Annotated in this window: 21 protein-coding genes; 15 read left to right on the forward strand and 6 right to left on the reverse strand. The window is 73.8% G+C overall.

What is annotated here, in order from left to right; all coding sequences use genetic code 11:
* Positions 1 to 1,563, reverse strand: coding sequence for a histidine ammonia-lyase (gene hutH / locus AOM07_RS07445; RefSeq protein ID WP_062312371.1), 1,563 nt, complete (start codon positions 1,561 to 1,563; stop codon positions 1 to 3).
* A gap of 78 nt (positions 1,564 to 1,641) precedes the next feature.
* On the opposite strand from hutH, the gene AOM07_RS07450 reads away from it, so the two are divergent.
* Together AOM07_RS07450 and mnmA are read left to right on the forward strand one after the other, a co-directional pair.
* Complete coding sequence (locus AOM07_RS07450) at positions 1,642 to 2,424, forward strand: IclR family transcriptional regulator (protein WP_062312373.1); 783 nt, start codon at positions 1,642 to 1,644, stop codon at positions 2,422 to 2,424.
* 402 nt (positions 2,425 to 2,826) lie between these two features.
* Positions 2,827 to 3,912: a tRNA 2-thiouridine(34) synthase MnmA gene (mnmA, locus tag AOM07_RS07455; protein ID WP_062312375.1), complete on the forward strand. Its 1,086-nt coding sequence runs from the start codon at positions 2,827 to 2,829 to the stop codon at positions 3,910 to 3,912.
* Here mnmA and AOM07_RS07460 read toward each other — a convergent pair.
* Positions 3,900 to 4,307: a hypothetical protein gene (locus tag AOM07_RS07460; protein WP_062312377.1), complete on the reverse strand. Its 408-nt coding sequence runs from the start codon at positions 4,305 to 4,307 to the stop codon at positions 3,900 to 3,902. The two genes, mnmA and AOM07_RS07460, sit on opposite strands and share 13 nt — an antisense overlap.
* A gap of 272 nt (positions 4,308 to 4,579) precedes the next feature.
* Here AOM07_RS07460 and AOM07_RS07465 point away from each other — a divergent pair, with 272 nt between their 5' ends.
* From AOM07_RS07465 to AOM07_RS07480, 4 genes are all read left to right on the forward strand, one after another.
* Positions 4,580 to 5,911 (forward strand): ABC transporter substrate-binding protein, encoded by a 1,332-nt coding sequence (locus tag AOM07_RS07465; protein WP_062312379.1) that lies wholly within the window; start codon positions 4,580 to 4,582, stop codon positions 5,909 to 5,911.
* Between the two features lie 80 nt (positions 5,912 to 5,991).
* A complete protein-coding gene (locus tag AOM07_RS07470) occupies positions 5,992 to 6,999 on the forward strand; it encodes a carbohydrate ABC transporter permease (RefSeq protein ID WP_062312381.1) in 1,008 nt (335 codons plus the stop codon).
* Between the two features lie 56 nt (positions 7,000 to 7,055).
* Positions 7,056 to 7,874 carry a carbohydrate ABC transporter permease gene (locus AOM07_RS07475; protein ID WP_082101395.1) on the forward strand — a complete coding sequence of 273 codons (819 nt, stop codon included), beginning with the start codon at positions 7,056 to 7,058 and terminating at the stop codon, positions 7,872 to 7,874.
* Between the two features lie 56 nt (positions 7,875 to 7,930).
* Positions 7,931 to 8,971 (forward strand): LacI family DNA-binding transcriptional regulator, encoded by a 1,041-nt coding sequence (locus AOM07_RS07480; protein ID WP_062312384.1) that lies wholly within the window; start codon positions 7,931 to 7,933, stop codon positions 8,969 to 8,971.
* Between the two features lie 11 nt (positions 8,972 to 8,982).
* Here AOM07_RS07480 and AOM07_RS07485 read toward each other — a convergent pair whose 3' ends face one another.
* Positions 8,983 to 9,531, reverse strand: coding sequence for a TetR family transcriptional regulator (locus AOM07_RS07485; RefSeq protein WP_062312387.1), 549 nt, complete (start codon positions 9,529 to 9,531; stop codon positions 8,983 to 8,985).
* Positions 9,532 to 9,735: 204 nt separating this feature from the next.
* Here AOM07_RS07485 and AOM07_RS07490 point away from each other — a divergent pair, with 204 nt between their 5' ends.
* Positions 9,736 to 10,812 carry an SDR family NAD(P)-dependent oxidoreductase gene (locus tag AOM07_RS07490; protein ID WP_062312389.1) on the forward strand — a complete coding sequence of 359 codons (1,077 nt, stop codon included), beginning with the start codon at positions 9,736 to 9,738 and terminating at the stop codon, positions 10,810 to 10,812.
* An 82-nt stretch (positions 10,813 to 10,894) separates the two neighbouring features.
* Positions 10,895 to 11,488 carry a gamma carbonic anhydrase family protein gene (locus AOM07_RS07495; protein WP_062312391.1) on the forward strand — a complete coding sequence of 198 codons (594 nt, stop codon included), beginning with the start codon at positions 10,895 to 10,897 and terminating at the stop codon, positions 11,486 to 11,488.
* Positions 11,489 to 11,543: 55 nt separating this feature from the next.
* Here the strand turns inward: AOM07_RS07495 and AOM07_RS07500 are convergent, their stop codons facing one another.
* Positions 11,544 to 11,990: an Hsp20/alpha crystallin family protein gene (locus AOM07_RS07500; RefSeq protein ID WP_062312393.1), complete on the reverse strand. Its 447-nt coding sequence runs from the start codon at positions 11,988 to 11,990 to the stop codon at positions 11,544 to 11,546.
* A 333-nt stretch (positions 11,991 to 12,323) separates the two neighbouring features.
* A complete protein-coding gene (locus tag AOM07_RS07505; protein ID WP_228374403.1) occupies positions 12,324 to 13,028 on the reverse strand; it encodes a YoaK family protein in 705 nt (234 codons plus the stop codon).
* A gap of 114 nt (positions 13,029 to 13,142) precedes the next feature.
* Between AOM07_RS07505 and AOM07_RS07510 the strand changes: the two genes are divergently transcribed.
* From AOM07_RS07510 to AOM07_RS07540, 7 genes are all read left to right on the forward strand, one after another.
* Positions 13,143 to 14,231 carry an acetamidase/formamidase family protein gene (locus AOM07_RS07510; protein ID WP_062312395.1) on the forward strand — a complete coding sequence of 363 codons (1,089 nt, stop codon included), beginning with the start codon at positions 13,143 to 13,145 and terminating at the stop codon, positions 14,229 to 14,231.
* Positions 14,228 to 15,808 (forward strand): AtzH-like domain-containing protein, encoded by a 1,581-nt coding sequence (locus tag AOM07_RS07515; RefSeq protein WP_062312397.1) that lies wholly within the window; start codon positions 14,228 to 14,230, stop codon positions 15,806 to 15,808. The genes AOM07_RS07510 and AOM07_RS07515 overlap by 4 nt, the downstream gene beginning before the upstream one ends.
* Positions 15,809 to 15,836: 28 nt before the next feature.
* Positions 15,837 to 17,063, forward strand: coding sequence for a pyridoxal-phosphate-dependent aminotransferase family protein (locus tag AOM07_RS07520; protein WP_228374404.1), 1,227 nt, complete (start codon positions 15,837 to 15,839; stop codon positions 17,061 to 17,063).
* Positions 17,060 to 18,352 carry an allantoate amidohydrolase gene (locus AOM07_RS07525; protein WP_062312399.1) on the forward strand — a complete coding sequence of 431 codons (1,293 nt, stop codon included), beginning with the start codon at positions 17,060 to 17,062 and terminating at the stop codon, positions 18,350 to 18,352. Before AOM07_RS07520 ends, AOM07_RS07525 begins: the two co-directional genes overlap by 4 nt.
* The gene (locus tag AOM07_RS15100; RefSeq protein WP_062312401.1) at positions 18,352 to 19,032 is read left to right on the forward strand and encodes a TetR/AcrR family transcriptional regulator; all 681 of its coding nucleotides are present in this window, start codon (positions 18,352 to 18,354) and stop codon (positions 19,030 to 19,032) included. The genes AOM07_RS07525 and AOM07_RS15100 overlap by 1 nt, the downstream gene beginning before the upstream one ends.
* A gap of 294 nt (positions 19,033 to 19,326) precedes the next feature.
* A complete protein-coding gene (locus AOM07_RS07535) occupies positions 19,327 to 19,530 on the forward strand; it encodes a hypothetical protein (RefSeq protein WP_062312403.1) in 204 nt (67 codons plus the stop codon).
* A gap of 123 nt (positions 19,531 to 19,653) precedes the next feature.
* Positions 19,654 to 20,493, forward strand: coding sequence for a PhzF family phenazine biosynthesis protein (locus tag AOM07_RS07540; protein WP_062312405.1), 840 nt, complete (start codon positions 19,654 to 19,656; stop codon positions 20,491 to 20,493).
* A gap of 19 nt (positions 20,494 to 20,512) precedes the next feature.
* Here AOM07_RS07540 and AOM07_RS07545 read toward each other — a convergent pair whose 3' ends face one another.
* Complete coding sequence (locus AOM07_RS07545; protein ID WP_062312407.1) at positions 20,513 to 21,073, reverse strand: nucleotidyltransferase family protein; 561 nt, start codon at positions 21,071 to 21,073, stop codon at positions 20,513 to 20,515.
* Positions 21,074 to 21,088: the final 15 nt, after the last annotated feature.

A 21,088-nucleotide genomic window follows, 5' to 3' on the forward strand; every position in this document is an offset into this window, starting at 1 on the left:
TTAGGCGTGGTCGAGGTGACCGATGCGGTCCTCGACCGCACGGAGGACGGCGCCCGAGCGGACGGCGCGGGCGGCCGCGTCGATCTCGGGGGCGAGGAAGCGGTCGGCGCCGGGACGGGCGGCGTCGGCGACGAGGGCCGCGGCGGCCCCGGTCGCGGGCGACGGCTCGAGCGGGGCGCGCAGCGCCTGGCCGCGGGACGCCGCGAGCAGCTCGATGCCGAGGACCCGGGCGAGCCCGTCGACCGCGGTGCGGAGCTTGCGGGCCGCGTGCCAGCCCATCGAGACGTGGTCCTCCTGCATCGCGGAGGACGGGATGGAGTCCGCCGAGGCGGGGGCGGCGAGGCGCTTGAGCTCGGACACGATGCCGGCGGCCGTGTACTGGGCGATCATGAGGCCCGAGTCGACGCCCACCTCGTGCGCGAGGAACGGCGGCAGGCCGTGGTTGCGGGCGGGGTCGAGCAGGCGGTCGATGCGGCGCTCGGACATGCTCGCGAGGTCCGCCACGGCGATCGCGAGGAAGTCGAGCACGTACGCGACCGGGGCGCCGTGGAAGCTGCCGTTGGACTCGACGCGGCCGTCGGGCGTGACGATGGGGTTGTCGACCGCGGCGGCCAGCTCGCGCGAGGCGACGAGGCGCGCGTGCGCCATGGTGTCGCGGACCGCGCCGCCCACCTGGGGCGCGCAGCGCAGCGAGTACGCGTCCTGGACGCGGGTGCACTCGGGGCCCTGGTGGCTCGCGACGATGGGCGAGCCCGCGAGCACGCGGCGCATGTTGCCCGCCGCGGCGTCGAGACCGGGGTGCGGCCGCAGCTGCTGGAGGTCCTTCGCGAACGGCGAGTCCGAGCCGAGCAGCGCCTCGACGCTCATGGCGGCGGTGACGTCCGCGGTGGTGACGAGGCGGTCGAGGTCGGCGAGCGCGAGGATGAGTTGGCCGAGCATGCCGTCGGTGCCGTTGATGAGGGCGAGGCCCTCCTTCTCCTCGAGCGCGACGGGGGTGATGCCGGCCGCGGCGAGCGCGTCGCCGGAGTCCATGAGGGTGCCCTCGCGGTCGCGGACCGGACCCTCGCCGATCACGGCGAGCGCGACGTGGCTGAGCGGCGCGAGGTCGCCCGAGCAGCCGAGCGAGCCGTACTCGTGGACCACGGGGGTGATGCCCGCGTTGAGCATCGCGGCGTAGGTCTCCGCGACCAGCGGGCGGGCGCCCGTGCGGCCGGTGAGGAGCGTCGACAGGCGCAGCGTCGCGAGGGCGCGGACCACCTCGCGCTCGACCTCGGGGCCCGAGCCGGCCGCGTGCGAGCGCACGAGGCTGAGCTGGAGCTGCGCGCGGCGCTCGCGGTCGATGAACGTGGTGGCGAGCGCGCCGAAGCCGGTCGAGACGCCGTAGTGCGGCTGCGGGTCCTGCGCGAGCGCCTCGATGACGGCGCGCGAGGCGGCCATCGCGTCGAGGGCGGCCGGGTCGATGACGATGCGCGCGTCGTCGCGGGCGATGGCGGCGACGTCGGCGGGGGTCGGGGCGCCGGTGCCGAGCGTGACGGTGGCGACGGAGGAGTGCAGGACGGTCATGGGTCCCATCCCACCGCCACCGGGGCGGCCTCGCTCGCCGTTCCGGGCCACTCGTGTCTCATATGTGAGACTGGTGACATGTCCGAAACAACGGCGCCCCCGCGCGCCGCGGCGCCGGCCGTCGACCAGGCGCTCGCGATCCTCACGCACCTCGGCCGGCAGCGCGGTCCCGTCTCCGCCGGGGCGCTCGCGACCGCGCTGGGCATCCCGCGGGCGTCGCTCTACCGGCAGCTCGCCGCGATGATCGACCACGGCTACGTGGTGCACGTGCCCGAGGAGTCGCGCTACGGCCTCGGGGTCGCCGCGCACGAGCTCGGCTCGGGCTACGCGCGCCAGCAGCCGCTGTCCCGCCTGGGCGCGCCCGTGCTCGCGGGCCTGGTCGACCGGGTGGGGGAGTCCGCACACCTCGCGGTCCTCGAGGGACGCGACGTCGTCTACATCGTCGAGGAGCGCGCGCCGCGGCGCCCGCCGCTCGTCACCGACGTCGGCGTGCGCCTGCCCGCGCTCGCGACCGCGACCGGGCGGGCCATCCTCGCGGCGCTGCCCGACGCCCAGATCCGGGCGACCTACCCGGGGCGCGACGCCTTCGCCGCGGCGCCCGCGGGGTCGCCGCGCTCGTACCGCGAGCTCAAGACGCTCGTGCGCGAGACCCGCGACCGCGGGCATGCGTGGGAGGACGGCGACGTCACCCCCGGCCTCGCGTCGGTCGCGACCGCGGTGCGCGACCACACCGGCTGGCCGGTCGCGGCGATCGCGGTGACCTTCGCGGCGGACCGGGCGGACGCGGGACGCCGCGCGGCGCTCGTGTCGGCCGTCGGACGCGACGCCACCGAGCTCGAGCGCCGCATCGGCCGCCGCTGAACGCGCGCTGCGCCCCGCGCTTCACCAGCCGCCGCATCGTGCCGCGCTTCACCTAGCGCTTCACCAGCCGCTGGGTCGGAGTATCACCGCATCGGTCCTGCCAGCGTGCTGGTTCCGACCTGCCCGTCGGATCGATCGCGCTCTGATCCGACGGGCTGCGGGAGGGGGGCGAACCCGCGCCACGCCGCGGTTCCCAGCCGCCGCATCGTGCCGTCCTTCACCCCGCGCTTCACCAGCCGCAGGGTCGGAGTATCACTGCATCGGTCCTTCCAGCATGCTGGTTCCGACCTGCCCGTCGGATCGATCGCGCAGTGATCCGACGGCGGGCGCCGGGAGGGAGCGAGAGGCCCCCGAACCCGCGCCTCGTACACTTGACGGGTCCCGTTCCCAGGAGGTCCCCTCATGCGCGTGCTCGCCGCCCTGTCCGGCGGGGTCGACTCCGCCGTCGCGGCCGCGCGCGCGAAGGACGCGGGCCACGACGTCGTCGGCGTGCACATGGCGCTCTCGCGCAGCCGCGCCGAGCACCGCACCGGATCGCGCGGGTGCTGCAGCATCGAGGACGCCAACGACGCGCGCCGCGCCGCCGACCGGCTGGGCATCCCGTACTACGTGTGGGACCTCAGCGACGAGTTCCACGACACCGTCGTCGCCGACTTCCTGTCGGAGTACGCCGCGGGCCGCACGCCCAACCCGTGCGTCCGCTGCAACGAGCACATCAAGTTCGACACGCTGCTCGAGCGCGGCATCGCGCTGGGCTTCGACGCGGTCTGCACCGGCCACTACGCGCGCATCGACGTGCGCGAGGACGGCGGCCGCGAGCTCCACCGCGCGGCCGACGCCGCCAAGGACCAGTCGTACGTGCTCGCCGTCATGGGCCCCGAGCGCCTCGCCCGCGCGATGTTCCCGCTGGGGACCGTCGCGTCGAAGGCCGAGGTGCGCGCCGAGGCAGTCGCCCGCGGGCTCGGCGTCTCGAACAAGCCCGACTCGTACGACATCTGCTTCGTCGCGGACGGCGACACCAAGGGCTTCCTCGCGCGCGAGCTGGGGGAGCGGCCCGGCGACATCGTCGACGAGACCGGCGAGGTCGTCGGCGCGCACGAGGGCGCGTACGCGTTCACCGTCGGCCAGCGCAAGGGGCTGCGCCTGCCGCGCCCGGCCGCCGACGGCGCGCCGCGCTACGTCACCGGCATCGACACCGCCCGCAACGTCGTGACCGTCGGCCCCGAGACGCTGCTGAGCGTGCGCGAGCTCGTGGGGGAGTCCGTCGTGTGGCTCGCGGACGACGTCGGCGCCCGCGAGCCCACCCCCGTCGAGGTGCAGGTCCGCGCGCACGGCACCCCGGTCGCGGGCACCGTCGTGAGGGACGATGCGCGGGTCACCGTCGCGCTCGAGGAGCCGATGCGCGGTGTCGCCGCCGGCCAGTCGCTGGTCCTCTACCGGGGCTCGCGCGTGCTCGGCCAGGCGACCCTGGTCCGTCAGCCCGCGTAGGGCTCGAGGTCCACGTCCTGGACGTGCATGACCTCGCCCCACGCGTCGGGCTCGCAGGCCTCGGGGATCGTCATGTCCTCGGTGGGCGGGCCCCAGCCCCCGCCCGCCGAGACCGCGTCCCCCATCGCGTAGTCGCGGCCGGCATAGGTCAGCACCTCGGCCTCCGCGTCCCACGCGGCGAGCCCGCGCGGAAGCACCGGCACGGTCGCGAGACCCGCGGAGTCGTCGGCGCCGACGACGTACAGGCAGCCGTCGCGCAGCTCCAGCACGCCCTCCATGAGCGCCGCGTCGCCGCCGTCCGCCGGGTCCCAGTCGTAGCGCGCGACCGGGCTGTCGGGGGTGTCCAGGTCGCCTCCGGCGGGCGCGGCGCAACCGGCCAGCGCAAGCAGGATCACCCCTGCTAGGCAACGTTTCATGGACCCATCGTGGCGCGTCGCGGACGCGGCCGCCAGGGGCGCCCGGTCACGATCCGGCCACCGCCGCATCGTGCCCCCGCACGGGCCCCGAAAGCCGTTCGTAACGTTTCGGCCACGAATGTCAACGCGCTATCGAAACGGTTTGACACGCCACGCCCTCCGCAATACTTTGAAGGCGATGCGAGAGAGCGCTCTCACACGGAGAGCGCTCTCACGATCACCGCCAGCAGTACGGACACAAAGGAGTGAACGTGAGCCTCTCACGCCGCAAGACCACCTTCGGGTTCGCCGCCGGAGCGGCAACCCTCGCGATCGCGCTCGCCGGGTGCGGGTCGTCCAGCGAGCCGGAGTCGTCGGACTCCGCCGCCGCGGGCGGCTCCATGGACGAGCCGGTCACCCTGACCCTCGCCACCTTCAACCAGTTCGGCTACTCGGCCGACTCCGAGGGCGGAGCGGACTACGCGTACGACCTCATCGCGGAGTACGAGGAGCTGCACCCCAACGTCACCATCGTCTACAACGTCGCGGACACCTCGAACACCGCGCGTGAGAACTTCTTCACGAAGCTCGGCCCCGGCGGTCTCGCCGACGTCGAGGCGATCGAGGTCGACTGGCTGCCCGAGGCCATGACGTACTCGGACCTTCTCGCGGACCTCACCAACGCCGACCTCGACGGCAACTGGCTCGACTGGAAGGTCGACGCCGCCACCGACGCCGACGGCCGCCTCATCGGCTACGGCACCGACATCGGCCCCGAGGCCATCTGCTACAACGTGGACCTGTTCGAGGAGGCCGGCCTGCCGACCGACCCGGACGAGGTCGCCGCGCTGTTCGACGGCGACTGGGACACCTTCTTCTCGGTGGGCCAGGACTACTACGACGCGACCGGCAACGCCTTCTACGAGGAGAACGCCGCGATCCTCCAGGGCATGATCGGCCAGCTCGACGCGCCCTACGAGGACCCCGAGACCGACGAGATCATCGCGCTCGACAACGCCGACGTGAAGGCCACGTACGACACCCTCACCGCGGCCTCCGAGGCGGGCCTGTCCTCGGGTCTCCAGCAGTGGGGCGACGACTGGGCGGCCGGCATGGCCAACGGCGACTACGCCGTCACGCTCTGCCCGGCCTGGTTCCTCGGCATCATCGAGGGCAACGCCCCCGACGGCAACTGGGACATCGCCAACGTCTTCCCGAACGGCGGCGGCAACTGGGGCGGCTCGTACCTGACCGTCCCGGCCAACGGTGAGAACGTCGAGGCGGCGACCGAGTTCGCCGCATGGCTCACCGCTCCCGAGCAGCAGGCCAAGGCGTTCGAGAACGTCGGCGCCTTCCCGAGCTCGCCCGAGGCGGCCGAGTCCGACGCGGTCCAGTCCTACGTCCGCGAGTACTACAACGACGCGCCGGCCGGTCAGATCTTCACCGAGCGTGCCGCCGCGGTCGCGGTGTCCCCGTACAAGGGCGCCCACTACTTCGAGGTGAACGACGCCATGGTCAACGCGCTGCGCCGCGTGGACGAGGGCACGATGTCCGCCGACGAGTCCTGGTCGCAGTTCGAGGCCGACGTCCAGGCGATCGGCTAGCAGGACGCACGGAGCGGGCCGTCTCCCTCGGGAGGCGGCCCGCACCCGTCGCACGGACCGTCACGACCAGGGGACCCCTCATGACCACCACCCAGCCTCAGACCGAGGCCCCGACGCCCCCCGAGCCCCCGCGCGGGCGCGCGCCCCTCACCTGGAGGCAGCGCCTGGGACGCTGGGACGTCAAGCTCTCGCCCTACCTCTACATCTCGCCGTTCTGGATCGTCTTCGCGCTGGTCGGGCTCTTCCCGATCGTCTACACCGCGGTCATCTCGTTCCAGGACTGGGACCTCGTGCGCAACACCGGCACGTTCACCGGCTTCGACAACTTCGCCTTCGTGCTCCAGGACCGCGAGTTCTGGCTGTCGCTGCGCAACACGTTCTCGATCTTCCTGCTGTCGTCGGTGCCGCAGATCATCGTCGCCACGTTCATCGCCGCGATGCTCGACAAGAACATCCGCGCGAAGACGTTCTGGCGCATGGGTGTGCTGCTGCCCTACGTGGTGGCGCCCGTCGCGGTCGCGCTCATCTTCTCGAACATGTTCGGCGACAAGTACGGCCTCATCAACTCGCTGCTCAACGACATCGGCATCGACAGCATCCGCTGGCACGTCGACGTCATCCCCAGCCACGTCGCGATCGCGACCATGGTGAACTTCCGCTGGACCGGCTACAACGCGCTGATCCTGCTCGCGGCGATGCAGGCCATCCCGCGCGACCTGTACGAGGCCGCGGCGATCGACGGGGCGGGCACGATGCGCCGCTTCTTCTCCGTCACGCTCCCGCAGATCCGCCCGACGATGATCTTCGTCATCATCACCTCGACCATCGGCGGCCTGCAGATCTTCGACGAGCCGCGCATGTACGACACCAACGGCAGGGGCGGCTCCAACCATCAGTGGGAGACCATCACGCTGTACCTCTACAACATGGGTTGGGGCGAGTTCAACTTCGGCCGTGCGGCCGCCGTCGCCTGGATCCTGTTCCTCATCATCGTCGCGTTCGGCCTGCTGAACTTCGCCATCACCAGGCGGTTCATCGCGGGCGAGACCGCCGCGCAGCCGAAGAAGCCGAAGCAGGTGACGAAGTGACCGCCATCGCCAACCCCCTCAAGCGCAAGAAGGCGGGCGCCAGCGCCGTCGCGACGATGCGGCCCGGCTGGTTCGTGTACGCCTCGCTCGCGGTCTTCCTCATCGCGTCGGTCTTCCCGTTCTACTGGTCGTTCCTCATCGCGTCGGGCGACCGCTACACCATCAACGACCCCAACATGTCGTGGTGGCCGGGCGGCAACTTCCTCGCGAACGCGGCGACCGTCATCGACAACCCCGCGGTCAACTTCTGGAAGGCGCTGAGCAACTCGATCATCGTCTCCACGACGATGGCCGTGTCGACCGTCGTGCTCTCGACCCTCGCCGGCTACGCGTTCGCGAAGCTGCGCTTCAAGGGCTCGAACGCGCTGCTCATCGGCGTCGTCGCGACGATGGCGGTGCCCGTCCAGCTCGGCGTCGTGCCGCTGTACATCCTCATGCAGAAGTTCGGGTGGACCGGCAGCATCGGCGCGGTGATCATCCCCGGCCTCGTAACGGCCTTCGGGGTGTTCTGGATGACGCAGTACATCTCGCAATCGCTGCCCACCGAGCTCATCGAGGCGGCGCGCGTGGACGGCTGCTCGATGATCCGCACGTTCTGGCACGTGGGCCTGCCCGCCGCCAGGCCGGCCGCGGCGATGCTGTTCCTCTTCACCTTCGTGACGTCGTGGAACAACTTCATGTGGCCGTACATCGTGCTCGACTCGACGAACCCGACCCTGCCGGTGTCGCTGTCGATCCTCCAGGCGAACTACTTCGTCGACTACTCCCTTGTCCTCGCGGGCGTGCTGCTGGCAACGGTGCCGCTGCTCCTCCTGTTCATGTTCGCCGGGCGTCAGCTCGTCTCCGGCATCATGGCGGGGGCGGTGAAGGGCTAGGCGGCCATGCCGCGCGTCGTCACCGGGCGTGGGGCCATCTCCGCAAGGATGGCCCCATGCCTGTGGATGAGGACCCCCTGGTGACCGCCCCCGGGCGGCACCCGGCGCCCACGCTCGAGCTCGTCGCGGCCCGAGCGGGCGTCTCGCGCGCGACCGTCTCGCGCGTGGTCAACGGCTCGACGTCGGTGTCGGCGCCCATCGCCGACGCCGTGCGGCGCGCCGTCCAGGAGCTCGGCTACGTGCCCAACCGGGCCGCGCGCTCCCTCGTGAGCCAGCAGTCGCAGGCGATCGCGCTCGTCGCGCCCGAGGACGTCAACCGCTTCTTCGGGGACCTGTTCTTCGCGGACATCGTCGCGGGCATCGACTCTCGCCTCGAGGACTCCGACTACGTGCTCAACCTCATGATCGCCAACCATGAGCCGAGCGGGAAGACGATGCGCTACCTCGGCGGCGGCGCCGTCGACGGCGCCATCGTCGTGTCGCACCACACGAGCGACCGCTTCCTGCGGCGCATCACCGAGGCGCTGCCGGTGGTCTTCGGCGGCCGGCCGTCGGTGTCCGGTCTCGACACGTACGTGGTCGACGTCGACAACGTCGCCGGCGCCGCAACCGCGACCCGGCACCTCATCGACCGGGGCTGCCGCCGCATCGGCCTCATCGCCGGGCCGCTCACCATGCAGAGCTCGATCGACCGCGTCACGGGCTGGCGCCAGGCCCTCGACGAGGCCGGCGTCGAGGCCGGACCCGTGGTCGACGGCGACTTCACGATGTTCGGCGGCACCAGCGCGATGCGCGAGATGCTCGAGGGCCGCGAGGCGGTCGACGGCGTCTTCGTTGCGTCGGACCTCATGGCGGCCGGCGCCGTGCCGGTGCTGCTCGACCGCGGCATCCGCATCCCGGACGACATCGCGATCGTGGGCTTCGACGACAGTGCCGCGGCGCTGACGGCGGGCGTCCCGCTCACGACGGTGCGGCAGCCCTCGCGCGAGATGGGCTGGCACATGGCCGACATCCTCATCAAGGTGCTCGCGGGCGAGCCCGAGGTGCCGCGCGACCTCATCCTGCCGACCGCGCTGGTGGTGCGCGAGTCCGCGTAGCGGTCGGCGCGTCAGGCCGGGCCCAGGCCCCGCATCAGCAGCGCCCACGCGTCCTCGACGCGCGCGTGGCGCCGCTCGGCGGGCACGCGAGCGACCAGCGCGGCCAGCATGCCGACGGCCATGAGGACGTCCGCGACCGTCGTCGCGTCCGCGAGCGTGCCGCTCGAGCGCGCGGCGTCCACCTTGGGGGACAGGGCGGCCGCCATGCGGTCCTCGAAGCCGCGCATGAGCGGGTCGCCCTCGCGGGCGAAGTACGTGATGACGGCGGCGCTGCCCTCGATCTGAAGCGTGATGAGGTCGGTGAGGTCGCGCAGCGACGCGCCGGGATCCGCCGCCAGCCGCTCGATCGCGACGAGGTTCTCCTCGAACACCGCGAACGCGAGCTCCTGCCGCGACGGGAAGTGGCGGTAGAGGCTCGCCTGGCCCACGCCGGCGCGGCGTGCCACCGCGGAGATGGGGCCGTCGACACCCTGCTCGGCGAACACGTCCCGCGCCGCGGCCACGAGCGCGGCCCTGTTCTCGGCCGCCGCCTTGGGCCCGCGGTTCGACTTTGTCGCCATGCGTCGAATGTATAGGGTGAAGGCACCGGACAAGGATGTCCGGTTCTGACGCGGGGAAGAGCATGGACGGACGACTGACAGCAACGACGCCGCAGGCGCCGCATCGCTGCGACGACGCCCTCGCACGCCCTTCCCGTCCCCGACACGTCCGGCGCCGCGTCGCCGGCCGCCACCCTTGCGCTCAGCCCTGAGGAAAGGAATCGCATGTCCCCCATCGCAGCACCCACCGGAGACTCCAAGGTCGCCGAGTGGCTCTCCCACCCCGTCGCCGGCGCCGTCGTCCGCGAGTGGCTGGCCGACCAGGGCGCGAGCGAGCGCTCGATCGCGCCCGCCAAGCGGCTCTCGTTCAACAAGCTGATCAAGGTCAGCGGCGGCAAGTTCACCCAGGAGATGCTCGACGGCATGATGGCCGAGACCGCGCGTCGCATGGCCGACGGCGGCGAGCCCGTCGCCGCCACCCCCGCCGCGCCGGCGCCCGAGCCGGCCGCCGCCGAGGCGCCGGCCGAGGCCCCCGAGTGGGTCGAGCGCATCACCGAGGGCCGCTTCACCGGCCAGACCGTCATCGTCACGGGCGCAGGCTCGGGCATCGGCCGGGCCACCGCGTCCCGCGTCGCGCGCGAGGGCGGCCGCGTCATCGCGCTCGACATCTCGGAGGCGCGTCTCAAGGACTTCCAGGCATCGCACGACGGCCTCGACATCACCGTCGTCACAGCCGACGTCACCAAGGAGGACGACATCGCGCGCGTGATCGAGGCCGCGGGCGACCGCATCGACGCGCTCGCGAACGTGGCGGGGATCATGGACAACATGACGCCGCTCGGCGAGGTGTCGGACGAGGTCTGGGACCGCGTCTTCGCCGTCAACGTCGACGGGGTCATGCGGCTGTCGCGCGCCGTGATCCAGCGGATGCTGCCGCGACGGTCCGGCTCGATCGTCAACGTCGCGTCCGAGGCGAGCCTGCGCGGGTCGGCGGCCGGTGTCGCGTACACGGCCTCGAAGCACGCCGTGGCGGGCATGACCAAGAGCAGCGCGTTCATGTACGGGCCGCACGGCATCCGCGTCAACGCGGTCGCCCCGGGCGGCGTCGCCACGAACATCGGCGACACCATGAGCTACGACTCGGACCTCGCGCAGGAGCGCCTCGAGGTCGCGATGGCGATCCTGCCGACGCCGGTCACGGCCGACCAGCTCGCGGCCTCGATCTGCTTCCTGCTGAGCGACGACGGCGTCAACGTCAACGGCGTCATCCTGCCGTCGGACGGCGGCTGGTCCGCCGTCTGAGGCACGCCGTCTCCACCCACGAGGGCCCCGGGGCGACCCGGGGCCCTCGTGCGTCCGGCCCGCCCTCCCTACGATGGTCGGCATGATCGTCACTCATCGAGGGAAGTCCCCGTCCATCGATCCGACCGCGACCGTCGCGCCCACCGCCGTCGTATGCGGCGACGTCGTGCTCGGACCCGGCGTGCGCGTCCTCCACGGCGCGGTGCTCACGGCCGAGGACGGCCGCATCGTCGTCGGCGAGGACACCGTCGTCATGGAGAACGCCCTCGTGAAGGCGCGCTCCGGGCACGACGTGCGCATCGGCGACGCGGTGGTGCTCGGACCCCACGTCCACGTCAACGGCGCCGTCGTGGGCGACGAGTGCTTTGTCGCGACCGGCGCCGCGCTGTTCCCGGGCGCCGTCCTCGAGCACGGCTGCGAGGTGAGGATCCGCGGCGTCGTGCAGGTCAACACGCACCTGCCGGCGGAGGCGATGGTGCCCATCGGGTGGATCGCGGCGGGCAACCCGGCGACCACGCTGCCGCCGGACCGGCACGAGGAGGTGTGGGCGATCCAGCAGCAGCTCGACTTCACGGGCACCGTCTACGGCGTCGACCGCAGCACCACGATGCGCGAGCTCCTGCGCGGCCAGAGCGAGTTCTACGGCGCGCACGCGGACGACGAGATCATCGGCTGAGCGCGCGAGGGCCCGGGAGGCGACGCCTCCCGGGCCCTCGCGGACTCGTGCCGGATCAGTCGGTGCCGACCTCGATCCGGCGCGGCTTGGCGGCCTCGGACTTCGGGACCGTGACGGTCAGCAGGCCGTCCTTGTAGGTCGCCTTGACGTTGTCCGGGTCGACGCGGTCGGGCAGGCGGACCGCACGGTGGAAGCGGCCGAAGCGGCGCTCCACGCGGCGGAAGCCCTCCGCGGTCTTCTCCTCGTAGAAGTTCCTCTCACCGGACACGGTGAGCACGTTCTCCTCGAGGGAGACGTCCACCTCCTCGGGCTTCACGCCCGGGAGCTCGACGTGCATCGTGTACCCGTCCTCGGTCTCCTCGACGTCGAGGGCGGGGGAGAAGGCGCCGGCGAGCGACGTGTCGGTGTCGCCGAAGAACTGCTGGACGAGGCGCTGGAACTCGTCCGGCCACGGGCTGGCGGCGCTGGCCGGAACGGAGCGACGGAGAACCTCTCGTGCCATGATCTGACCTCCTTCAGGGAGCTGTAGGCCCGCGTGGGATGGCGCCCTCGCGGGCGAGCGCATCGTGGCGCTCCGCCTCCAGGATAGGACTTGAGCCGCCTTCGCTCAAGTCTCTGCGTCGCGCCTGGCAGAGTGGTGTTCCGGCCCTGCTTGTGTGACGGATCATCGGGCCGTCGTGCCGACCAGCAGGCCGGTTCCGGCACGCCAGACGGATCGTTCGGGCGAGGGTCCTGCAGACGAGTAGGTGGCCGCGGGTAGGAGGCGGCAGGTCGGCGACCGCGGGCCGGCGGCCGCGGGTCGGTGGCCGCGGGCGCGTGGCCGCGGAGGGGCGCCTCAGACCTGGTCGTAGGGCAGGCGCGCGAGGCGGCTGGGGTGCGAGACGTGGCCGAGCCACGCCACCACGATCGTGATGACCGCCGACAGCGCCATGCCCGCCCCGATGTGGAGCTTGAGCAGCAGCGCGCCCGTGAGCGCGCCCGCGCCGATGAGCACGATCGCGCCCGCGCGCCGCCTCCACGGCTGGCCGCCGCCCTTGCCGAGCACCGAGTCCGACGCCAGGCCCGTGATGGTCGAGGTGACGACGACGGTGGTGACGTCCTTGACCGCGACGTGGCGCGCGACCGCGGCCTGGCAGCCCATCGCGGCGCCCAGCGCGAGCGTGATGGCGTACTGCAGCAGCTCGCCCGGCTCCTCGACGACCGAGGCCGGCACGGCGGCGAGCGCGATGACGATCCCGACCGCCGCGAACAGCACGGTGTGCCGGGCGGTCCAGGCGTCCGCCGAGCCGCGCAGCGCGCGCCCGCCCAGCGCCGCGCCGCCCATGAAGCCCGCGAGCGCGATGAGCGGTCCCAAGACCGGCAGCCCCGTGTCGCCCGCGAGACCCATGCCGAGGATGACCACGTTTCCCGTCATGTTGCCCGTGAAGACGCGGTCGAGGCCCAGGTAGCCGACGGCGTCGATGATCCCCGTGGAGAACGTGAGCGCGAGCATGAGGCCCAGGTGGGCGCTGGCGGGGTTGCGACGCATGCGGTCGAGCACGGGACCTCCGGAAGGCAGGGCACCGGGACGGGCTCCGAGGACTCGCCCCGGGGCGGCTGTAGTCTCGGCCCAAGACTAGGGCACGCCGTTCAGCGCGCACCGAGGGGAGGCCGCGTGGGCGACTACCAGGGCACACTCCAGCCCGGCGCGCGCGTGGACGATGCGGTGTACCTCCCGGCCGAGCCCGGCGCCGTGCGCTGGGGGCGACTCCCCAAGCGCGGCGACGCGCCCGTCCTCACGGTCGACCCCGGCACGGCGCTCACCGTCGACACGGTGAGCCACGAGGGGCTCCTGCCGGACCAGGGCTCGGACCCCGCCGCGTTCTTCGACGGCCACGGCGTGGCCCGCGAGGACGTGCTCGAGGACGCGATCGCCATCGCGGCCGCCGGCGCGCGCGGTCCCGAGGACGGCCCCCACGTCGTCACCGGGCCCGTCGAGGTGCGCGGCGCACGGCCCGGCGACCTCCTCGCGATCACGCTGCTCGACGCCACGCCGCGCGTCGACTACGGCGTCATCTCGAACCGTCACGGCCGCGGCGCCCTCCCCGGGGAGATGCCCGCCGGCCCCGCCGACGTCTCCGTCTTCACCCCCATCTCGCCCGACGAGCACGGCGAGTGGCGCGGGCGCCTGCCGCTCACCGAGGGCGGCGAGCGCGCGGTGTCGTTCCCGCTCGCGCCCTTCCTCGGCATCATGGGCGTCGCCACCGACACCGCGGAGGCCGCCCACTCGGTGCCGCCCGGCCCGCACGGCGGCAACATCGACATCCGCCACCTCACCGCCGGCGCGACGCTCCACATCCCGGTCCAGGTCCCCGGCGCGCTCGCCTACGTGGGCGACCCGCACTTCGCGCAGGGCAACGGCGAGGTCGCGCTCACCGCCCTCGAGGCCTCGCTCCGGGTGCGCATCCGGCTCGACGTGCTCGACGCGAGCGAGGCGGCGCGGGAGTTCGGCGACCTCGCGACCCCGCTCGCGGCGGACGCGACGCACCTCATGCCCACCGGCCTCGACGCGGACCTCGACGAGGCGATGCGCGCATGCGTGCGGCAGGCGATCGCGCTGCTCGGGGCGCGCTACGGGATGGCGCCGCACCTCGCGTACGCGTACCTGTCGGCCGCCACGGACTTCGAGATCTCCCAGGTCGTCGACCTGGTCACGGGCGTCCACGCCCGCATCCGTCGCGCCGACTTCGAGGGGGTCAGGTGAGGGTTCGCATCGAGGGGGGCGCGCCCGCGCCCGAGGGCCTGATCGACGCCGTGCTCGCGTACGAGGCGGCGCTCGCGGCCGACGACCTGGACGCGCTCGCCGACGCGTTCGAGCGCGGCGCGGACGCCGTGCGTGGCGACCGCGGCGGGCTCCTGGTCGGGCACGCCCGGATCACCGGCTTCCGTGCCCGCCGCGGCGGCGCCGGCGCGCGCGAGGTCGCCGAGCTGCGGGTCCACCTCGCGGGGGACGATGCGGCACACGTCACCACCGTCAACGTCCCGTCGGGCGGGGGTCGCGGCCTCGTCACGCAGCTGTGGCGGCGCGCCGACGACGGCGCATGGCGCATCGCTGCCGCGCACGTCACCGCGCCCGCGCCCGCCTTCGACACCCGCGTGTGGCGCGCCGTCGGGGCTCCGCTGGTCGCCGGCGCGGGCGACGGCCCGCTCGCCGGGGAGACCGTCGCGGTCAAGGACCTCTTCGCGGTCGCCGGCCACCGCATCGGCGTCGGGGTGCGCGCGTACCTCGCCGAGGCCCCCGTCGAGGACGAGAGCGCGCCCGCCGTCCAGGCGCTTCTCGACGCCGGCGCGGACGTGGCCGGGATCGCGCAGACCGACCAGTTCGCGTACTCGATCGCGGGCCTCAACCCCGACTACGGCACCCCGCCCAACCCCGCCGTCCCCGGCGCGATCCCGGGCGGCTCGAGCTCGGGCCCGGCCGCCGCGGTCGCGCTCGGCCAGGCGAGCATCGGCCTCGGCACCGACACCGCCGGCTCCATCCGCGTCCCGGCCTCCTACATGGGCCTGTGGGGGCTGCGCCCCACGCACGGCGCGGTGAGCCTCGAGCGCGTGGCGCCGCTCGCGCCCCGCTACGACACGGCCGGCTGGATCACCCGCGACGGGGAGACGATGCGCCGGGTCGCCGCGGTCGGGCTCGCGGGCGTCGACGCGGTCCCCGTCTCGGGCGACCTCCTTGCCGCGCCGTCCGCCATGATGTCCTGCGACGCCGGGGTGCGCGACGCGTTCGACGCGGCGCTGGCCGCGCTCGGCGCTGCGGGGACGCGCGTCGCGCCGGTCGACCTGCCGCCGCTCGACGCGCTGCTCACCGCGTTCCGGGTGACGCAGCAGGCCGAGGCGTGGCGCGCCGACGGCGCGTGGGTCGAGGCCCACCCCGGCGCGCTCGCGCCGGACATCCAGGAGCGCTTCGACCTCGCCCGCGACGTCACGCCCGACCAGGAGGAGCACGCGCTCGCGGACGCGGGGCTGCTCGCCGCCCGGCTCGACCTCGAGCTCGGCGACGGGATCCTGCTCGTCCCGGCCGCCGCATCGTCCGCGCCGCGGCTCGACGCGAGCGAGGCCGAGCTCGAGTCGCGCCGCCGCGCCACCCTCTCCATCACCGCGATCGCCGGCCTCACCGGACGCCCGGCGCTGTCGGTGCCGCTCCTCGACACCCCCGACGGGCCCGTGGGCCTGTGCCTCGTCGGGCCCCGCGGCTCGGACCTCGCGCTCATCGACGCGGGGCTCGCGATCGAGGCCGTGCTGCGCAATCCCGGCGAAACATCGCTCGGGCAGACTGTGTAAGCCACATCAACATTCCGGGGAGGCCCCGATGTCCCTGCCAGGCCCGATCGACCCGCCCGCGCGCCTGCTCATGGGGCCCGGCCCCATCACGGCGCACCCGCGCGTGCTGCAGGCGATGTCGGCGCAGCTGGTGGGGCAGTACGACCCCTTCATGACCGGGGCGATGGGCGAGGTCCAGGACCTGTACCGCGGGGTCTTCGCGACCGCGAACACGCACACGCTGCTCGTCGACTCGACCGCGCGCGGCGCGATCGAGGCCGCGCTGGTGTCGCTGCTCGAGCCCGGCGACCGGGTGCTCGTGCCGGTGATGGGGCGCTTCGGCCACCTGCTCGTCGAGATCGCGGAGCGGTGCGGCGCCGAGGTGCACACCGTGGACGCGCCGTGGGGCGAGGTCGTGCCGCTCGAGGCGATCGCCGCGGCGATGGAGCGCGCGCGGCCCAAGGTGCTGGCGATGGTCCACGGCGACACCTCGACCACGATGCGCCAGCCGTTCGACGGCCTGCGCGAGCTGTGCGACCGCTACGACTGCCTGCTGTACGCGGACGTCACCGCGACCCTCGGCGGCAACCCGTTCCCCACCGACGCGTGGGGCGTGGACGCCGCGACCGCGGGGCTGCAGAAGTGCCTCGGCGGGCCGTCGGGGTCGGCACCGGCCACGTTCTCGCCGCGCGCGGTCGAGGTGATCGAGGCGCGGCGCAGCATCGAGGCCGGGATCCGCGAGCCCGGCGACCCGACCGTGGCCCACCCGATCCGCTCGAACTACCTCGATCTCGCGATGATCTTCGACTACTGGTCGCCCCGCCGCCTCAACCACCACACCGAGGCCACCACGATGCTCTACGGCGCGCGCGAGTGCGCCCGGATCATCCTCGAGGAGGGCCTCGACGCGTACCAGGCGCGGCACGACCTGCACGGCCGGGCGATGCTCGCCGGCGTCGAGGGACTGGGGCTCGCCGTCTACGGCGACCGCGCGCACCGCATGGCGAACATCGTCGCCGTCGAGATCCCCGACGGAGTCGACGGCGAGGCGGTGCGCGGGTCGTTGCTGCGCGACTTCGGCATCGAGATCGGCACGTCCTTCGGGCCGCTCGCGGGGCGCGTGTGGCGCATCGGCACGATGGGCTGGAACGCCCGCACCGATGCGGTGCTCGCCACGCTCGCGGCCCTCGAGGCCGTGCTCCGGCGCCAGGGCGTGCCCGTGCCGCCGGGCGGGGGAGTGGACGCCGCCTACGACGTGTACGGGGCCGCCGCATGAGCCGCCGGTCGCGGGCGAAGGGCCCGTCCGAGGCCGCGCTCGCGGACGCGCGCGAGGCACTTCGGCGGTGCGACGTCCTCGCGGGCCTGTCGTCGATGGAGGGCGGCATCGAGCGCGTCTACCTGTCACCCGAGCACGCGCAGGCGAACGCCCGGGTGGCCGAATGGATCGAGGCCGCCGGCATGCGCGCGTGGCAGGACGAGGCGGGCAACGCGCGCGGCTCGTACCCGGCCGAGACCGCCGAGGCGCCGGTGCTGCTCCTCGGCTCCCACCTCGACACGGTGCCCGATGCGGGCCGCTACGACGGCGTCCTCGGCGTGATGATCGCGCTCGCGGTCGTCGCGCGCCTGAGCGAGCACGGCGTGCGCCTGCCGTTCGGCCTCGAGGTGCTGGGCTTCGCCGACGAGGAGGGGGTCCGCTTCGGGCGCACCCTGCTGGGCTCGTGCGCGGTCGCCGGCACGTTCGAGCACGAGTGGCTCGAGCTGGCCGACGCCGACGGCGTGACGATGCGCGAGGCGTTCGCCGCGTTCGGGCTCGACCCCGACCGGGTGGTCGAGGCCGCGCTCGACCCCGCGGGGGTGCTCGGCTACCTCGAGGCGCACATCGAGCAGGGCCCGCTGCTGCTCGACGCGGGCCGTCCGCTCGGCGTCGTGTCGGGGATCATGGGCGCCAAGCGCTTCGACCTCGCCATGGAGGGCCAGGCCGGCCACGCGGGCGGCGTGCCGATGCTGCACCGCCGCGACGCGCTGCTCGGCGCCGCCGAGGCCGCGCTCGCGGTCGAGCAGGTCGCGCTCACCGAGGGCGTCGTGGGCACGGTCGGCGAGATGCGGGTCGAGCCGGGCGCCGCCAACGTGATCCCGGGGCGCGCGGAGTTCTCGCTCGACGTGCGCGCCGCCTCCGACGCGCAGCGCGACGGCGCGTGGGAGCGGATCCGCGCCCACGCGGTCGAGGCCGCGGGCCGGCGCCGTCTCCAGTTCTCCGAGACGCTGCGCCACGTGGCGCGCGCGACCTCGTCCGAGCGGCGGCTGAGCGAGGCGGTCGAGCACGGCGTCCGCGCGGTCACCGGCGAGGACGAGGCGATGGAGTTGCAGTCGAAGGCGGGCCACGACGCGATGGCGATCGCGTCGCTCGCCCCGTACGCGATGCTCTTCGTGCGCAACGGCAACGGCGGGATCAGCCATCACCCCGACGAGATCGTCACGGTCGAGGACGTCGCCCTCGCGATCGACGCGTTCGAGGCCGCGGTCCTCTCTATCGCGCAGCGGCAGGGAGCGGCTACGGTGGCGTGATGACCCAGCCCGCCACGTCTCGACGCCCGCGCGCCGAGCGGGGCGACTACCGGGCGAACCACATCCGCCTCATCGACGCGGCCTTCGCCGTGTTCGACGACACCGACATCGAGGCGCCGCTGTCCGCCGTCGCGCAGCGGGCCGGCGTGGGCGAGGCGACGCTGTACCGCCACTTCGCGGGCAAGGACGAGCTGGTGCTCGAGATGTACGCGATCGCGATGACGCGCGTCGAGCAGCGGGTGCTCGCCGCGCTCGCGGTGCCGGGTCAGGACGCGGCCGCCAAGCTCGACGCGTTCTTCGACGCGATGGTCGGCGCGCTCGCGCGCCACCGCTCCTACCCTCAGCTCGCCGTCCGCGGCGCGCGCATCCGTCCCGGCCGTTCGGGCGACCCGCGGGTCCGCGAGGCGCTCCGCGCGCTCGTCGCGGAGGGCAAGGCCGCGGGGCTGCTCGAGGAGGACGTCCTCGCGGCGGACCTCGTCACCCTCGCGCTGACGTCAGGCACGCTCGCGGCCGATGCGACGCCCGCGACCGAGTTCGGGTGGAAGCGGCACCTCGCGCTGGGCAGGCGGGGTCTCGCGCCCGCCGACGCGGTCGACCGCGACCGGGCGCTCGCGGCGGTCGCCGTCCCGGCGTGGCTGTTCGAGGAGCCGGACGACCCGGACGAGCCCGCGCCGGAGTGACCGGAGCGCGCCGCCGAGGCCCCGAGTACCGCCGCCGACGCGCGAGCCGCGCGCGAGGTTGACACCATTTCTGGGGGCTTTCGGCCGTGCCGACGCGGGCGTAGCGTCGAAGACGCGCAACGAGAGCAGCGCTCTCGGAACAGGTCGGGCCCACGGGTCCGGGCCTTCGAGGGGGAGTGCGGGCGCGAGCGCCGGGCCGGACGCTTCGCCCGACCCCGCAGGCGCCCGCGGCGCACGCCTCCCCGCCACCAGCCACTGCCCGCGCCTCACGGCGCATGTCCCCGGGAGATGGACATGGCAGATACGCACTCGGCGCAGTCGCACACCCGGATCCGCATCATGGTGGGCCTGGCTGCGGCCGCCATCATCGCCGCGATCGTCTGGATCGCCATCGTCGCCTCGAGCGGCTCCGACACGCCGTCCACGCTCACGGGCGACGTCGAGAACATCCCATCGCTCACCTTCGACGACAACCTGTCGCCGATGTCGGGCAAGTGACCCGAACGCGAGGGCGGCCCCGCACGGGGCCGCCCTCGCCCCGCCTGGCACCCCCGGCCCGGTGCCACCGGGGACCCGCGCGGCCCTGTGCCCGCGCATCGTCCCGCGCCTAGGCTCGCGGTCATGACGACCCATCCCTTCCGCCAGGTCGACGTGTTCGGCTCCGGCCCCTTCACGGGCAACCCCGTCGCCGTCGTGCTCGACGCCGAGGGCCTCACCGACGAGCAGATGGCGACCATCTCGGAGTGGACCAACCTCTCCGAGTGCACGTTCGTGCTGCCGCCGACCACGCCCGAGGCCGACTACCGCGTCCGCATCTTCACGCTGCGCAAGGAGCTGCCGTTCGCCGGGCACCCGACGCTCGGCACCGCGCGGGCGTGGCTCGACGCGGGCGGCGTCCCGCGCGATCCCGCACTGCTCGTGCAGGAGTGCGGCGCGGGCCTCGTGCCCGTCCGCCGCGAGGGCGGCACGCTCGCGTTCGCGGCCCCGCCGACGGTGCGCTCGGGCCCGGTCGACGAGGCGGAGCTCGCGCGCTACCGCGACGAGCTCGGGCTGGCGCCCGAGGACGTGGTCGCGAGCCGGTGGGTGGACAACGGGCCCGGCTGGGTCGGGCTGCTGCTGCGCGACGCCGAGGCGGTGCTCGCGATCGAGCCGACGGTCACCGCGGGCGAGCGGTTCATCGGCGTCGCGGGTCCCCACGCGCCCGGCGGCGAGGCCGCGATCGAGGTGCGCGCGTTCTTCACGGGCGGCGACGGCCCGCTGCGCGAGGATCCCGTCACGGGCAGCCTCAACGCGTCGCTCGCGCAGTGGCTCACCGAGGAGGGCATCCTGGCCGCGCCGTACGTCGCGGCGCAGGGCACCGCGATGGGCAGGGCCGGCCGCGTCACGGTCGACGCGGCGGACGGCGAGCTGTGGATCGGCGGCGCGACGGACGTCGCGATCGCCGGGACGATCGAGGCCTGAGCCGAGGCCTGAGCCGGGCTCAGCGCGAGTCGGCGTCCGAGGCGGCGCCGAGCCCGGTGCAGTCGACCTCCTCGGCGTGATGGCCGGCGAGGTAGTGGGCCGCGCCGCGCTCGCCGCCGACGGTCGCGAGCAGCGGGCCCAGGTGCGCGGAGCCCACGAGCACCGGATGGCCGGGCGTGCCGCCGTCGACCGCGCGGGCGAGCACCCGCGGGTCGCCGGTCCAGCGCTCGGCGACGCGGGCGACGGCCTCGGGCGCGAGGTCGGGCAGGTCCACGAGGGTCACGAGGACGGCGTCCGCGTGCGCGGCCCGGGCGATCTCGATGCCCGCCCGCAGGCTCGAGCCGATGCCCTCGTGCCACGCGTCCGCGATGACGCCGTGGGCGCCCTTGGGCAGGAGGTGCTTGGCCTCGTCGGCGCCCGCGCCGAGCACCGCGACCACGGGCTCGCACCCGGCGTCCGCGAGCAGGGTGCAGGCGCGCGGGAGCCAGGCCCCCGCATCATCGCGTGCCAGGGCCTTCGGTCCACCGAAGCGCGTGCCGGCCCCCGCCGCGAGCACCACGCCGACCAGCCTGTCTGCCATGCTGTTCATCCTAGG

The sequence above is a fragment of the Demequina rhizosphaerae genome, from assembly GCF_000971255.1.
Taxonomy (GTDB): Bacteria; Actinomycetota; Actinomycetes; order Actinomycetales; family Demequinaceae; genus Demequina; species Demequina rhizosphaerae.